Origin of the sequence: Flavobacterium alvei, from assembly GCF_002920895.1 — a bacterium.
GTDB lineage: Bacteria > Bacteroidota > Bacteroidia > Flavobacteriales > Flavobacteriaceae > Flavobacterium > Flavobacterium alvei.
In genome coordinates this window covers 86,030-102,681 of sequence record NZ_PQVG01000002.1, presented here as the reverse complement: position 1 = coordinate 102,681, position 16,652 = coordinate 86,030, and the positions used below count along the sequence as shown (strand labels likewise).

10 protein-coding genes and 1 other RNA gene are annotated in these 16,652 nt (G+C 35.7%); 6 read left to right on the top strand and 5 right to left on the bottom strand.

The window, feature by feature from the left end; genetic code table 11:
* Positions 1–35 precede the first annotated feature (35 nt).
* The 3 genes from C3L50_RS03515 to C3L50_RS03505 form a co-directional block, all read right to left on the bottom strand.
* On the bottom strand, positions 36–503 hold the full coding sequence (locus tag C3L50_RS03515) for an Hsp20/alpha crystallin family protein (RefSeq protein WP_243400328.1): 468 nt from the start codon (positions 501–503) through the stop codon (positions 36–38).
* A 203-nt stretch (positions 504–706) separates the two neighbouring features.
* A complete protein-coding gene (locus C3L50_RS03510; RefSeq protein WP_103805112.1) occupies positions 707–1,960 on the bottom strand; it encodes a DEAD/DEAH box helicase in 1,254 nt (417 codons plus the stop codon).
* A 266-nt stretch (positions 1,961–2,226) separates the two neighbouring features.
* Complete coding sequence (locus C3L50_RS03505) at positions 2,227–3,267, bottom strand: formimidoylglutamase (RefSeq protein ID WP_103804764.1); 1,041 nt, start codon at positions 3,265–3,267, stop codon at positions 2,227–2,229.
* A 98-nt stretch (positions 3,268–3,365) separates the two neighbouring features.
* Between C3L50_RS03505 and C3L50_RS03500 the strand changes: the two genes are divergently transcribed.
* Complete coding sequence (locus C3L50_RS03500) at positions 3,366–4,247, top strand: hypothetical protein (protein WP_103804763.1); 882 nt, start codon at positions 3,366–3,368, stop codon at positions 4,245–4,247.
* 48 nt (positions 4,248–4,295) lie between these two features.
* On the opposite strand, the gene hutI is transcribed toward C3L50_RS03500, so the two are convergent.
* Together hutI and C3L50_RS03490 are read right to left on the bottom strand one after the other, a co-directional pair.
* The gene (gene hutI / locus C3L50_RS03495) at positions 4,296–5,534 is read right to left on the bottom strand and encodes an imidazolonepropionase (RefSeq protein WP_103804762.1); all 1,239 of its coding nucleotides are present in this window, start codon (positions 5,532–5,534) and stop codon (positions 4,296–4,298) included.
* A gap of 12 nt (positions 5,535–5,546) precedes the next feature.
* Positions 5,547–6,602 (bottom strand): glutaminyl-peptide cyclotransferase, encoded by a 1,056-nt coding sequence (locus C3L50_RS03490; protein WP_103804761.1) that lies wholly within the window; start codon positions 6,600–6,602, stop codon positions 5,547–5,549.
* Positions 6,603–6,689: 87 nt separating this feature from the next.
* Here C3L50_RS03490 and ffs point away from each other — a divergent pair.
* The 5 genes from ffs (at position 6,690) to C3L50_RS03465 (ending at position 16,491) form a co-directional block, all read left to right on the top strand.
* Positions 6,690–6,787: signal recognition particle sRNA small type (gene ffs / locus C3L50_RS03485), an RNA gene on the top strand.
* A 758-nt stretch (positions 6,788–7,545) separates the two neighbouring features.
* On the top strand, positions 7,546–9,717 hold the full coding sequence (locus tag C3L50_RS03480) for an alpha-N-acetylglucosaminidase (RefSeq protein ID WP_103804760.1): 2,172 nt from the start codon (positions 7,546–7,548) through the stop codon (positions 9,715–9,717).
* Between the two features lie 40 nt (positions 9,718–9,757).
* Complete coding sequence (gene nagB / locus C3L50_RS03475) at positions 9,758–11,686, top strand: glucosamine-6-phosphate deaminase (RefSeq protein WP_103804759.1); 1,929 nt, start codon at positions 9,758–9,760, stop codon at positions 11,684–11,686.
* 154 nt (positions 11,687–11,840) lie between these two features.
* Positions 11,841–14,852 carry a SusC/RagA family TonB-linked outer membrane protein gene (locus tag C3L50_RS03470; RefSeq protein WP_103804758.1) on the top strand — a complete coding sequence of 1,004 codons (3,012 nt, stop codon included), beginning with the start codon at positions 11,841–11,843 and terminating at the stop codon, positions 14,850–14,852.
* Between the two features lie 19 nt (positions 14,853–14,871).
* Positions 14,872–16,491, top strand: a complete 1,620-nt coding sequence (locus C3L50_RS03465) for a RagB/SusD family nutrient uptake outer membrane protein (RefSeq protein WP_103804757.1) — start codon at positions 14,872–14,874, stop codon at positions 16,489–16,491.
* Positions 16,492–16,652 lie beyond the last annotated feature (161 nt).

Genomic DNA, 16,652 nt, shown 5'->3' with positions numbered 1-16,652 from the left:
TTTTGGGTTAATGATATAATTGTATTGGTTCCTTTCTATTGGATAGGAATAGATTTTAGGGTTCTTTTTTTTGCACCTTCTTTTTTTCCTACCACAACATGAAGAATTCCGTCTTTATAATTGGCTTCTATTTTGTTTTCATCAATAGTTTCGGGTAAACTAAACGTTCTGCTGAAAGATTGGTAATTAAACTCTCTTCGGATGAAGTTTTCTTTTTTGCTTACTTCTTCTTTTTTTTCTTCTTTTTCTGAGGAAATCATCAACATATCATTATCTACTTCAACTTTGAAATCTTCTCTTTTCATTCCCGGAGCTGCTAGTTCAACTTCAATTTCAGTATCCGTTTCTTTTAAGTTTACAGAAGGCAGGTTACTACCAATTGCTGCAAAATTTCGGTCTGTCCAATCAAATAAATCTTTTGTAATAAAATCATCAAAAAAATTATGGATTGATTTGCTTTCTAATGACGGAAACATACCGTCTTTTTTAACTAAAGTTTTCATGATATTAATTATTTAAAAAGTTTTAAAAATCACTATATAAAGTTAGTAATTATTCGAAATAATTATCTTTACGATAACACATAATTAACATTTAAAATACTGAAAATAAGAAAGTTATTATTAATTTATAAATAAAAAAACACCGCTTTTTAGAATCAACTAAAAGCGGTGTTTTTGAAACTGAAATATAGAATTCTAACGAATTAATACCAGCGTTTTTTGTTTTGTTTAGAAGCATTAGACTTTCTAGATTTATGCGCTCCACCGCTTCGGTTAGAGTTTTTTTGAGCCGTTGCAGGAGCTGTTTCTGGACTTCCTGAATGCCAAGGATAGGGATGATCAGATATGGTTTTTACCTCTACTTTTATCAATTTTTGAATGTCTTTCCAGTAGGGCTGTTCGTCTTTACTACAAAAAGAAATCGCGATTCCTTCATTTCCTGCACGACCTGTTCGACCAATTCTATGAACATAGGTTTCGGGAATATTAGGCAAATCAAAATTGATTACATAAGGCAATTGATCAATATCAATTCCACGTGCTGCAATATCAGTGGCTACAAGAACACCAACTTCTTTATTCTTGAAGGCGTCTAAAACTCTTTGACGTGCATTTTGCGATTTGTCACCGTGAATGGCTTCGGCAGGAATATCTTTTTTTCTCAAGGCTTTAACCACATTATCAGCACCGTATTTGGTTCTCGAAAAAACCAATACATCCGATAAGTTTTGATTTTTGATCAAATGATACAACAAGTTTCGTTTTTCTCCTTTTTCGACAAAATAAATGTGTTGTTCTACATTTTCGGCTGTCGATGAAACTGGAGAAACTTCTACTTTTTCGGGATCTTTCAAAAACATTTCGGCCAATTCTCGAATGGCAATGGGCATTGTTGCTGAAAACAATAGCGTTTGTCTGTTTTTGGGAGTTAGTTTCACGATTTTTTTAACATCGTTTATGAATCCCATATCTAGCATTTGATCGGCTTCGTCTAGGACCAAAGTGTGTAAACTGTCAAAATCAAGAAAACCTTGTTTGTGCAAATCGAGCAATCTTCCTGGAGTTGCAATCAGAATATCCACTCCTTTGCGAAGCGTATCTACTTGAGGAACTTGTGAAACACCACCAAAAATAGTGAGTTGGGTCAAGTTGGTATATTTGCCATAAGTGTCAAAACTTTGTCCAATTTGAACGGCTAATTCACGTGTTGGAGTAACAATTAAGGCTCGAATTTCTTTGGCTTTTTTAGATGAACCTACAATTCGGTGCAATTGATGGATAATTGGAATCGCAAAAGCGGCTGTTTTTCCAGTGCCAGTTTGTGCGCAACCTATCAAGTCTTTTCCCGCCAAAACTAATGGAATAGCTTGTTCTTGAATAGGAGTGGGGTTTGTGTAACCTTCTTCAAATACGGCCTTTTGAATACTTTTTGAAAGTGATAAATCTTCGAATAACATATTTTTGGTATTATACATCTAGTAATTGGTACATAGATAGTCGTGCAAAGATAGGATTATTATTTTTGGTGGTCATTCGTTCCTAATTTTAGGCCGAGCATTTGCTTTTAACATTTTAACAGCAAATTATTTTTTTTCAATCTCAAACCCCAAAAATTGCTAAACAATCTAAATTTGGCTATTTGAATTTGTGAAAATTTGTGGTAAAAGTAAAAAAAGTGAATGTCCTGATTTTAAGCTCAATTTATCACACTATTACAGACTTCTTACGGCTCAATACTGTTGTTCGATTTTATAAAATCAGTAACCAAATAACCAATAAGTTTTCCAATTAAATGATTGTTTTTTTCATAGCATAATTCAGGAGCACCTTCGCAAATATGAAGATAAGCGGCATTTTTATGTTTGCCAAAATAGGTGATAAATTGCCTCAATTCTTCAATAGAGAACCCACTTAGAGTCATTGCACTACTGGCTACATTCGGAATAGCATCAAGGTCAACCTCAATTCCGTAAAAATCAGTTTGAACAAATTGTGAAGCTAGAATTAGTTCTTGATTGAAATTTTTTTCTCTGCGAATATTGATGCTGTCATAAGTGGTATAACGCACTCGGTCTTCAATTTTTTTGATGATATCCAAGACACTTTTGGAGGTATAATTTTCGTGTAAACCAAAAATGAAATACTTTTTCAAGAAACCTTCTTCATAGGCATAGGAAAATCCATTTCCGCTATGGCGTCCTTCCAGAATCCTAAAATCGGAATGAGCATCAAAATTGACGGCATTAATAGGTTTTCCTTTGGCTAGCGCAGTTCCTTTTATATTGCCATAAGAATTGTTGTGACCGCCACCAATAACGATTGGTGTTTTACCTGCTTTTATGATATTAAAAATGATATGAGAAACGTCTTTATCTATTTTTTCTACTAGTTGACTCAGTTTCGAACGGTCATCAATATCATTAAAATCTAAATCTTTGACTTCCTTCATTTCTTCGCAAACATTCAATTGTCCTAAAACAAGGATTTGGCTGCCTTTGCAAAAACGATTGTGTTGAATGTTGGCTATACTACTAATAGCACATTGCCAGGCCGATGCTGCTCCGGGTCGGCCATAATTAGCTCTAACTCCAATATCTTCTGGAATTCCTAAAAGTATATATTTAGCTTCGCAAGTTTTTATAAATTGGGCTGGGTCAATTCCTTTTGGAACTGTCAACATTTTTTCTCCAAATTTTATCTCACCACTTCGGTGATTAGTAACTTTTGCAAGGTCATTTATTGTAAAAAGTATCAGTTTTTCCATAAAAAAAAATAATCCTCCAAATATAATATAAATGTTTAGAATCCGTTGTTAAGTCATATTATATTATTAAATTTGTGCATAAAAAAAAATTAGAAAAAATGGAAGATCAACAAAATAATTCAAATTCAAGCCTTAAGATAATCATTGGGGTATTAGCACTTCTTTTAGTAGGAAGTCTGTATTATATTTACAAGATTTCAACAGAAGCAGAGCAGGTGCAAACCGTTTTAACAACGACAGTATCTGAAAAAGAATCTGTTATGAAGGATTTACAAGAATTAAAAGCAACGTATGATGCTGCAATCGCTGAAAACACTTCGATGTCTGAAGAATTAGTCAAAGAAAGAGACAAAGTAGTAAAATTGATGAATGATATCGATAAATCCAAAGGTGATGTATCAAAATACAAATCCGAAGTGTCGAAATTGCAAAACAATATGAAGGCTTTGATGGCTGAAAATGATGTCTTGAAAAAACAAAACAAAACCTTAACCATACAACGCGATAGTACAGTAGTGGTTTTAGGCGAAGCTAAGAAATACAATGAGGTCTTGGTAGGTCAAAACGAAGATTTGTCTAAAACAGTCGAAAAAGGGTCAAAATTGACAGTGTTGAATATGCAAACTGCTGCCTACAAAATCAGAAGCTCCGGAAAACAAATAGCTACTGACAAAGCAGGAAGAGCCGATGTTCTTAAAATTAGCTTTACCATTGCCGAAAATCAAATCGCTAAATCGGGTGATAAAGAGTATTATGTTCAGGTGATTGACAGTAAAAGTAATGTTCTTGGAGACAAACAAACCGTGAATTTTGGTGATAAATTATTAACATATAGCTTTATTTCTAAAGTAAAATATGAAAATAAAACAGTCAATGTTACCGAAGATTTACCAGGTAAAGATTTCGCAAAAGGAACTTATTTTGTAAATGTTTTTGACAAAAGCGAATTGGTTTCTAAAACCAGTTTCACTTTGAAATAAGAATTTCAAGATTTATAAAAGAAAGAGGAGCAGATGTTCCTCTTTTTTTTATGCTAAAACTTCACCTTCAATGATTATAGAATCAATCAAATTGCTTCCAAAAGAGTAGGGAAGTTGGTAAAAGGATGAAATAGGTTTTGTAATGATGAGATTGGCTTTTTTGCCAATAGTAATGCTTCCGTGGGTATCCGAAATTCCCATAGCATATGCTCCGTTTATTGTGGCAGCATTGATGGCTTCTTCGGGAGTCATTTTCATTTGGATGCAAGCTGTTGCTACAACAAAATTCATATTGCCAGAAGGTGTTGAACCTGGATTGAAATCAGAAGCAAGAGCTAAGGGCAAACCTGCAGCAATCATTTCACGAGCAGGAGTATAGGGAATTCCCAAAAAATAGGAGCAAGAAGGCAAAGCCACAGGCATTGTGTTAGTCTTTTTCAAAGCTTCAATATCTTCGGCAGTCATTACTTCAAGATGGTCAACAGATAGAGCGTTGTGTTTAATACCTGCTGAAATGCCACCAATAGAGTTGAATTGATTCACGTGAATTTTTGGTTTTAAACCAAATTTAATTCCAGCTTCCATAATTTGCTCAGTTTCTTCAACAGTAAAATAGCCCTTTTCGCAAAAAACATCTATAAAATCAGCCAATTGGTTTTGGGTAATTTTAGGAATCATTGTATTGATAATTAAATCAATATAACCTTGTCGGTTATTGGCATATTCCAATGGAAAAGCGTGAGCGCCAAGAAAAGTAGCTTTTATAGTTATCGGATAGTTTTGCGACAAGCGATTGATGATGAGTAGCATTTTCAATTCGCCATCAACTGTCAGTCCGTAGCCCGATTTTATTTCTACAGCACCCGTTCCCAATCGCATTATTTCTTCGAGTCGAACTTTCGATTGGTCGTAAATTTCATCCTCCGAAGTTTCGTTGAGTAATTGAGCCGAATTTAAAATGCCTCCACCACGATGGGCAATTTCTTCATAAGAAAGCCCATTAATTCTATCTACAAATTCTTGTTCTCGATGGCCAGCATAAACCAGATGAGTGTGGCTGTCGCACCAAGAAGGCAAAACTATTTTGCCTGTAGCATCCATAATTTTGTCGGCATTGATTTTGGGTAAATCATTCATTGAACCAAAATCAGCAATCCAATCATTTTCGATTAACAAATAAGCATTTTTTATAGAGGGAAGAACCGCCATTGCATCACCAGAAACCTTCAAAACGCTTGCGTCTCGAACTTGAAGTAATTCCTTGATGTTGATGAGTAGCGTTTTCATTATGTAGGGAAATTATTCCGAAACCGTAATTTCGAACATTTTGTCCCACTGTTTTCCAGTTACAAAAATGGTTTTGGTTTTGGGGTTGTAGGCAATTCCGTTCAGTACTTCGGCTTCTGGAAATTTAATTAGCTTTCTTAAACTCGAAAGATCTAAAATTCCTTCTACCGCACCGTTTTTTGGATTTACAACTGCAATAGCATCTTTTGTCCATATATTGGCATAAATCTTTCCATTAATCCATTCTAGTTCATTGATTTTTGGAATTTTAGAACTCGAAGAATAAACATTGATATAATCAATCATTTTTTGATTTTCGGGATTCATTTTCCATATTTTTTCGGTTCCATCTGATTGGTAAATGTATTTTCCATCATTGGTCATTCCCCAACCTTCAATATCTTGGTCAAAAGTGAATGTTTTTTCAAGTTTCCAAGTAGTGGCATTATAAACAAAACCCGTTTTGTTTTGCCAAGTCAATTGGAAAATTTTGTTGTTCAAAAAAGTAATTCCTTCGCCAAAATAAATAGAATCAAGATTGGTTTGGTTGTAAATTTTCCCCGTTTTATAATCGTATTTTCTTAAATAAGATTTGCAATTATTTCCTGAACCAGTACTTTCATATAGAGTATCTTTATAAAACTCCAATCCTTCGGTAAATGAAGCGGTATCGTGTGGATAAGTGTTTACGATGGTATATTTTAATAATTTAGGGGTTACATTCGAAACCAACTCTATTCTTGTTGTCGCTTCAGAGTTTTCGCCTTCAAAATAAACTATAGCTTTCAGGTTTTGATAGCCTAATTTTTGGTCTTTTAGATTAAAAACTAGTTTGTCAAGCCCTTTTTTTGAACCTAATTTTATATCGTTATTGAAGTACACCACGCTATCTACTTCCTTTGCATTTGTATTTAAAACTCCCAATTCCAAAGACTCTTCTGAAAGGTATTTGGCTTTAAATTTCGAATCATCGAAAGTAAACGTAGAATTTACATCATTTTTTTTACTACCGCAATTCGATAAAGTGATTCCTAATAAAATGATAAATAGGAAGTTATAATTTTTCATAAAACAAATTTTTAATGATGCAATATACAACGATATTTTAAAGGCACAAAGTACTTGCAAAAATATAAAAAGAGTGTATATTTGCACTGGCAAGTCCTACACGACCAGCTCCTGCAGACTCCCCCAGGATGGGAACATAGCAAGGGTACGCGGTTGAGCGGTGCGATGTAGGTCGCTTGCCATTTTTTATTACTATCCAGTTCAAAAGAATCCTTTTGTATGTACTAATCTTCCCTCGGAAGATTTTTTTGTTTTTAGGAGCTATAGATTTTTTGATAGACCTTCCTTCATTATCGCTGCTTTCCTTTTTTAGACCAGTTATTCTTTTGATTTTTAAATAAAAAAAATCGGCTTAGAAAGCTCTAAACCGATTGGTATATGTGTTTAACTATTTTATCTTAAATAGGAAGTGACTTTAATTCGCTAAGTGTTTTCTTTGCCAATTCTATCTTATCCTGTAAATCGTCAGCAAAAAGTGGACTGATTTAGACAAAAAATAGAGGACAGTACTTAATACTGTATTGAATACTATGTAAATATCTCCATTGTTACTATTTACATATAGCATCTCAATTATAGTGAACATAGAAGTTCCTACTAACCGTTGTTCTTTTTTTTAATTGTTCATCTTCCCTAAGCAAATTTGAGACGCAACAGCTTCCCACTTTATCCAAACACCCCCCTGCTTAGAACAATACCACCCCTAAAAAGACTCCCTACAGATTTATAATGAATTTGTTTTTAGAACAGTTACTTCAATAAAATGGGTTTTTACAGCAGCGTTTTGCCTTTGTCCAAAAGGTCAAAATGTCTATAGTTTTGAATGATGCGTCCATTTCGAATGCAGATTATTGCTCTATTTTTATCCTTAATTTGAGGTCTATTGTTTTTATGAATTTTAGACTAAAAGCTAGGATACTAATTTATTAAATAAAGAAACTATATGAGAAGGAATGGGTGGGCAATTAAAATAAGAAGCGTTTTTTCTTTTTTTGTGATGCTATTATTGGCAGTACCAACGGTCTATGGCAGCAATGAAGGGAAAACAAAAGAAGCAGCCGCAGTACTAGAAAGGCTTATTGGCAAACGGTCGAATGAGTTTGATTTGACTATTGTCGAAAAGAAATCGCCAACCCCAACCGAATGGTTTGAAGTCAAAGCAACTGCCAAGCGAGTACAAATAAAAGCAAGTTCGAACACCGCCATTTGTTATGCAGCCTATCATTTTCTTAGAGATATTGGAGCAGTTGTAGTGAGTTGGGAAGGAAACCGAATCGATTTGCCTGCCTCATGGCCCAAATATTCCAAAAAAGAAACGACTCCTTTTCAATACCGAGAGTATCTAAACGCTTGTGCTTTTGGTTATACCACACCTTGGTGGGAATGGCAACGTTGGGAACAAGAAATAGACTGGATGGCCTTTCACGGCATCAACCTGCCTACTGCAATGGAAGGTCAAGAAGCAGTTTGGCAACAATTATGGAAAGAATACGGACTAACGGATAGTCAACTACAAGCCCATTTTGCAGGTCCAGCCTTTTTGCCTTGGCAACGAATGGGGAATATTAATAGCCTCGAAGGCCCATTGCCACAAAATTGGATTCAGAAAAAAGAAAGCATTCAAAAGAAAATTTTGCAGAGAATGAGGTCGTTAGGAATGCATCCAGTTGTGCCCGCTTTTAGTGGGTATGTGCCCAAAGCATTTGCAGAAAAGCATCCAAACTCCAAGATTTCGGAATTAAAGTCCTGGTCGGGAGGCGGTTTTGAAAGCACTTATTTATTAGATTCTAAAGACCCTTTGTTCAAAGAAGTTGGGAAGCGTTTTATTGAAATTTATACCGAAATCTACGGACCATCCGATTTTTATTTGGCCGATTCTTTTAACGAAATTACTCCGCCCGTTTCTAAAGAACACAAGTACGAAGAATTAGCAGATTATGGAAAAACCATTTTCGAAACCATTAATGAAGCTTCTCCAGGAGCAACTTGGGTGATGCAAGGTTGGCTTTTTGGTGATAACAAAGAGTTTTGGACTAAAGAGGCTACCAAAGCTTTCCTAAGCAAAGTGCCAAACGACCGATTGATGATTCAGGATTATGCCAATGACCGATATAAAGTTTGGGAAAACCAAGAAGCTTTTTACGGCAAGCAATGGACGTATGGCTATGTGCATAATTACGGAGGATCGAACCCCGTTTATGGAGATTTGAATTTCTATAAAAACGAATTGACAAGCTTATTGAAAAATCCAATGAAAGGCAATGTGGTGGGCTATGGCACAATGCCAGAAGGGTTGAACAACAACTCAATTGTTTATGAATATATTTATGATCTTCCGTGGTCGCAAGGAAAAGAATCCGTACCAGATTGGTTAGATAAGTATTTGAAAGCTAGGTATGGTAAAAGTGTTACTGCATCCGTTTTTCAAGCTTGGCAATTGTTGATTGAATCGGTTTACAGCACCAAATATTGGGAAACCCGCTGGTGGGACAGTAGAGCAGGAGCTTATTTCTTTTTTAAGCGACCAACCTTAAAAATAACAGAATTCAAAGGAAATCCAGGTGACAAAGAAAAACTAAAACAGGCTTTGGATCTTTTGAAAAATGAAGCCAATCAGTTCGACAAAAACAGTTTGTTTGATTATGATTGGCGAGAAGCTTCAAGACAGTATTACTCGCTTTGTCTAGACGAAGATTTGAAAGAATGTGTAGCGGCTTATCAATCGAATGACCTAGCAAAAGCGGATGCATTGTACCAAAAAATAGAGCAACAAGCTTTACAGATAGACAAAATCATTTCAGGACAACCTTCGAATAATTTGAAGTATTGGTTGCAATCGGCTTGGGATTTCGGAAGTACTAGCGATGAATCTAAATTGTATTTAAAAAATGCCAAAACACTAATCACGCTTTGGGGTGGCGAAGGCCATTTGAATGATTATGCTTCTAGAGCTTGGAGCGGAATGTATAAGGATTTTTATTGGCCAAGATGGAAAATGTTTTTACAGGCAGTCAGAGAAGCAACAGTCAACCATCAACCATTCGACGAATTGAAAGAAAGAGAAACCATAAAACAATGGGAAACAAAATGGTGTGAAAGCCAAGAAATGCATTAGAAGTAGGAACAGTAATAGTTTAATCAAAAAAATAAAAGCAATGTTAAAAAGCAGTATTGATAAAGCAACGAGTTTTGAAAAGCGATTTGAGAATATTGGAACCGTGGTTTATGAAAATTCAGTGATCGCTTCTAAATCGGTAGCCAAAGAAATCGCCAACTTGATAAGAGAAAAACAAGCGCAAAATGAGCCGTGCATATTGGGTTTGGCTACGGGTTCTAGTCCCAAAAGCTTGTATGCAGAATTGATTCGTCTTCACAAAGAAGATGGATTGAGTTTTAAGAATGTAGTATCCTTCAATTTAGATGAGTATTACCCAATGGAACCCGATTCTATCAATAGTTATGTGCGCTTCATGAAGGAATTATTGTTTAATCACATTGATATTTTACCTGAAAACATTCATATTCCAGATGGCACTTTATCCAAAAAAGCCATTGGGGATTATTGCAGTGAATACGAAGCCAAGATTGAAGCAGCGGGAGGAATCGACTTGCAAATATTAGGAATTGGGGGTAATGGTCATATTGGTTTTAACGAATCGGGTTCTTTGCAAAATTCAAAAACACGTTTGGTAGCCTTAGACCATATCACTCGTGTAGCGGCAAGTAGCGACTTTTCGGGTTTAAATAATACACCAAGAACAGCCATTACTTTAGGGGTGAAAAAAATTATGGAAGCCAAACGAGTGATACTAATGGCTTGGGGTGAAGGGAAATCGAATATTATAAAAGCCTCTGTAGAAGGAACTGTGACCAATCAAGTTCCAGCTTCTTTTTTGCAAGAACACAGCAATGCCACTTTTGTTTTAGATCAATTGGCAGCTTCAAAATTGACTCGCATCAATACACCTTGGTTGGTCGAAAATGTAATTTGGACCGATACTTTAATCCGAAAAGCAGTTCTAGGATTGGCCTTGCATTTAAAAAAACCAATATTAATGTTGACCGATGCCGATTATATCGAGAACGGAATGAGTGATTTATTGGCAGATTTAGGCCCTGCTTATGATATTAACATCAAGATTTTCAATAAACTGCAAAACACCATTACAGGTTGGCCAGGAGGAAAACCCAATGCCGATGACAGTAAAAGACCAGAAAGAGCAGAGCCAGCCAAAAAACGAGTACTTATTTTTAGTCCACATCCCGATGACGATATTATCAGTATGGGAGGAACTTTCATCCGCCTGCAAGAACAAGGACATGAAGTACATATTGGCTATCAAACCTCAGGAAATATTGCCGTTGCTGATGATGAAGCCTTGCGGTTTGCCAGTTTTGTTTGCGATTACAATACCAAGTTTGGTATAGAAAGCATCGAAGCCGACACTATTTATCAGAAAGCGGTTCAATTTCTTAAAAACAAAAAAAATAGCGAAGTCGATATTCCAGAAGTAAGATACATCAAAGGCTTGATTCGAAAAGGAGAAGCCGAATCGACTTGCTATTTTGTGGGATTGCCAGAAAGCCAAATTCATTTTATGGAACTTCCATTTTATGAAACAGGAGCCATCAAAAAAAATCCGATGGGAGAAGAAGACATTCAAAGAACAATGGATTTGATAGCCAAAATCCAACCGCATCAAATTTATGCAGCAGGCGATTTAGCCGATCCACACGGAACACATAAAACCTGTTTAGACATCGTTTTTGAAGCTGTAAAGAGATTGAAACCTCAAAAGCATATGGACGATTGTTGGGTTTGGTTGTACCGAGGAGCTTGGCAAGAATGGGGAATAGATGAAATTGAAATGGCCGTACCGATGGGACCCGATCAAGTATTGCAAAAACGAAAAGCCATTTTCAAACACCAATCACAAAAAGACGGAGTGGTTTTTCAAGGAGCAGACAGCAGAGAATTTTGGCAGCGTGCCGAAGATAGAAATAGCGAAACTGCCGATTTATATCTTCAATTAGGATTGGCACATTATGCCGCTATGGAAGCTTTTGTGAGATGGATGTATTAATATTTACTATATCGTTGTAGAAAACAAGGTCTCAGACATCCCGTTATCACTGGGTTTATTTAAAATATCCATATTTCTGAATAACCTGTCCATTCCTTAATTACTCTTTACTATTAATTTAGCTAAACAATTAACCAATTAACTAATAAAAAATATGGAAAAACTTAAACTTTTATTATTAGCCTTTTTTATAGGCTTCTCAATTAACTCGTGGGCACAGAAAACGCAAGTTTCGGGTGTGGTCTTAGATGAGCAAAATATGCCATTGCCCGCTGCCAATGTATTAGAAAGCGGTACTAATAATGGTGTTGGTACTGATGCTGAAGGAAAATTCAAAATATCTATTTCTAATAAAAGCGCTGTATTGATAGTTTCTTTTGTTGGATATGTAGAACAACGTGTTAAAGTAGATGGTTCAAAATCTAATTATTCTATTAAATTGGTTTCAAGTGCAACAGGTTTAGAACAAGTTGTGGTTGTAGGTTACGGAAAAGGTTCTCGTAAAAATTTGACCACCGCTGTTTCTTCTGTAAAAGCAGATCAATTGAATAATGGGGTAATCAGTGATGTTGGACAATTGCTTCAAGGTAAAGTGGCTGGTTTAAATGTATCGGCAAGTGGCGACCCGACTAAAGCTTCTTCGGTTGTTTTGCGTGGTGCTTCTACCTTAAACAGTTCGCAAGGCCCTTTTTATGTAGTAGATGGTATTCCAGGTGTTGATATTTCTATTATTGCACCAGAAGATATTGTTACTATTGATGTTTTGAAAGATGCGGCTGCAACAGCTATTTATGGTAATCGTGCTGCCAATGGGGTTATTATGGTAACCACAAAAAGAGGAAACAAAGACAAAACTCAAATTAGTTACAGCAACTATTTTGGTGTTGAAAATGTTTCCAATCAACTAGATATGATGAATTCAGATCAGTTAAGAGCCTTCACAACCAAGAACAATTTGAATTTTACTCCTGAAAATGATAAAGGAGCAAATACTAATTGGCAAAAAGAAATCCTTAGAGGTAATGGTGCTCTTTCTAGCAGCCACAACCTTTCGATGAGTGGAGGAGGAGAACATGGTAATTATTTTGCCAGTGTAACTTCTATTAGCAAAGAAGGGGTTCTTTTGGGTAGTAAATTTTCAAGAGTAATTGCGCATTTGGCTGTAGAACAATATGCTATTGATGATAAAGTGAAATTTGGTTTGAATGTAACCAATTCTAATAGTATCTATAACAATGTTCCGCAACGTAACACAGCACTTTTGCAAGCAGTGAATCACCTTCCTGTTTCTCCAGTAAGAAATGCTGATGGATCTTATTTTGAAAACTTTATTCAAACCGGTTATTTCAACCCTGTAGCTTTGATTAATCACGGAGATGATGATACCAAAACCAATAATTTTGTAGGTAGTTTTACCACCGAAGTAAAACTTCCTTTTGGATTCTCTTATAACTTGAATCTTTCTTACCAACAATTGAATTCATTGCACGGTGAGTTTTATGATAGCTATTATGCAAAATACAATAGTGCCAATTTCTACAACAATCCCGATCCACCACAAGTACACAGCTTGATGAATTTTGGTGTAAATGGTTCAGCATTGAGAAATTCTTATCAAAATACGAATACCATTATTGAAAGTTTCTTGAACTGGGACAAAACTTTTGGCAATCATAAAATCAAAGCCGTTGTTGGATATTCTTGGCAAGAAGATGTTTTGGGTGATGGTTTTCAAGCCACAAACACTAATTTTCCTGTAGATGATGTAAGTTATAATAACCTAGCATTAGGTAACTATGGTTCAGTTTCAGGATATAGAGTTGATTTTGGAGATAGTAGAGCCTATCAGAAAAAACGATTAATTTCTGAATTTGCCCGTGTTAACTACAATTACAACGACAAGTATCTTTTGCAAGGATCTATCAGAAGAGATGGTGGTTCAGTATTTGGAACCAACAATCAATGGGGTTATTTCCCATCGGTAGGTGGAGCTTGGAGAATTGACAAAGAAGGTTTTATGCAAAACCAAAAGATTTTTACCGATTTGAAATTTCGTGCTAGTTATGGAGAAACAGGGAACTCTTCTGGATTTAATGCTTATACAGCTCAATTTATCTCTGGAAGCCTTGGAACATTCTATTACAACGGACAACAAATTGGAGCTTATGGGCCTAATCAAGCCGCTAATCCTGATTTGAATTGGGAAAAAACAGCTACTACAAACCTTGGTGTTGATTTTACTATTTTGAAAGGAAAACTATCTGGTTCCGTTGATGTGTATGACAAGCAAACTACCGATATGATTTTTAATTATGCTGTAAATCCAGTACTTGTGCCAGTAGGAACTATTGTTGCCAACGGAGGTAATATGTCAAACCGAGGAATTGAAGTTGCTTTGAATGCTACTCCAGTGAAAACAAAGAATTTTAGTTGGTCAACTAATTTTAATTATTCACACAACGAAAACATCATCACTAAATTGAAAAACCCTTATTTTATTGGTGGAGATTCAATTAGAAGAGTATCACCAGAAGGAGGAGGACAAACCGGAAGTACTTTGCAAATTTTCAAAGAAGGAAAACCTCTTGGACAATTTTTCACCCTTCAATATGCAGGCAAAAATTCAGCAGGTGTTTCTCAGTATGTTGCTAAAGATGGTAGTTTGACAACTACTCCAGCCATAGGGGTTGATTATCATTATGCAGGTAGTGCCCAACCTAAATTTTTATTGGGATGGGATAATAATTTCACCTACAAAAAATTTGATTTGAACATCTTTTTCCGTGGTGTATTTGGTAATAAAATTTTCAATGCTACTCGAGCCGATTTATTTAGACCAAGTACTGCAATGACTACCAATATTCTAGTAGATGCGGCAAATGAATCGCCAAACGACCTAAACGCCTATAAATATTCAACACGATTTATAGAAGACGGTAGCTACATCCGATTAGACAACTTGACTTTAGGATATGATTTTGGTTCTGTTGGTAAATACATCAAAAAAATACGCATTTACGAAACCGTAAATAATTTGTTTGTGATTACTAAGTATTCCGGAATTGATCCCGAAGTAGAACAAGGAGGAACTGCTCCAGGTGTAGATTCAAATAACTTTTATCCAAAAACCAGAACCTTTTTGTTTGGTTTGAATGTGATATTCTAAAAATTAAATTGTTAATACTATGAAAAAAATATCAAAATATTTAGGACTTCCAATACTTATGGTTGTTTTATTATGGTCGTGCGAAAATCTAGACGTACCCATTACGACCCAACTTACACCCGATGTATTCCCACAGAATTCAACACAGTATATTCAAACAACAGGACCTGTATATGCTGCTTTCCGTGGAGATTTTGCCTTTTCTTGGTGGTGGACTCAATCACTAACTACCGATGAAGCTATTATGCCAGCAAGAGGAGGAAACTGGTTCGACAATAGAAATTACATCGCCATGCATTATCACGATTGGACTGCTGATAATGGTATTGTATCCAGCCTTTGGGATTGGTCGTCAAGAGTTATTGGAACAAGCAATCAAGCCATTTCAATACTAAATGAATCTATGCCAGAAGGAGCTGAGAAAGCAACTACCATTTCTGAATTAAAAACAATGCGAGCCATCTCTTATTTTATGATGATGGATAGCTACGGAAATGTACCTTTAGATACATTATATGGCGATTTTAGTTCACATGCTAAATCAGACCGAAAAGTAGTTTTTGAATTTATCGAAAAAGAATTAAAGAAAGCTATACCTAATTTGAATCCAGCTTCTGGAATCTCAACTTATGGAAGACCTAACAAACAAACTGCCAATGCTTTGCTTGCCAAAATGTATTTGAATGCAGAAGTTTATACCGGAACACAACGCTACAATGATTGTGTGGCTGCTTGTGATGCAGTAATAAGTTCAGGTTTGTATGCTGTTGAGCCTAGAACCACTTATCTTCAAATGTTTTATCCAAACAATGGACCACAAATGAAAGAGTTTATTTTTGCGGTTCCTTATGATCCAGCTGCAACCACAGTAGGTTTCAACGGTCAAATGTATCATGCACGTTATGATGTGCCTCGTTCTGAAAGAGCCAAATTTGGACTACCGTTTACGCCTAGTGCGCCAAGAAGTACTTTGCCTGAGTTTTATGCTAATTTCAACGATGCCAATGATATTCGTAACAAACAATGGTTAACAGGTTTGCAATTCTTGAATGATGGAGTTACTCCGGTTAAGGTTACAACAACCAAAAAAGGATATGATCAGTTTTATACAGGATCTGATGGTGGTGCGGCTTATACATATCAAGTAGATTTAACGCCAAATATTGTTTTACGCCAAAACGTGACTTTGTTTGACTGCGGAAATGATGAAATTGCTTGGAATATGGGGTATAGAAATGTTAAGTTTTATCCAGATGCTACTTCAACCAGCCGTAACCAAAATAATGATGTGCCGTTTTTACGCTATTCAGATGTTCTTTTGATGAAAGCTGAAGCTATACTTCGCGGAGGAAATGCCACTTTGGGACATACTGCTCTTTCATTGGTAAATATGGTGCGTGATAATCGTACCACTACAGCCCCTTGGACTAGTGTAACCTTAGAGGATCTTTATAAAGAAAGAAGCCGCGAATTTACTTGGGAAGCTTGGCATAGAAATGATATGATCCGTTTTGGAAAATATGAAGGTCAATGGGGATTCAAAACCAATACAGACACTTATCGTCGAATTTTCCCGATTCCAACCAATGCAAGAGTTTTAAATCCTGCATTAACTCAGAATCCAGGTTATCCACAATAAAAATAAATTTTGAGTTAGTTTAATTCCACAAAAAGGAGAAGAAGATTAAAATTTCTTCTCCTTTTTTTAATTAAATAGAATTTATAAAGACACAAACACTCCTTTTTAGAATTAACGAATTGGTTCTTAAAATACCATTCAGCATAAACAATAGGTAGCCC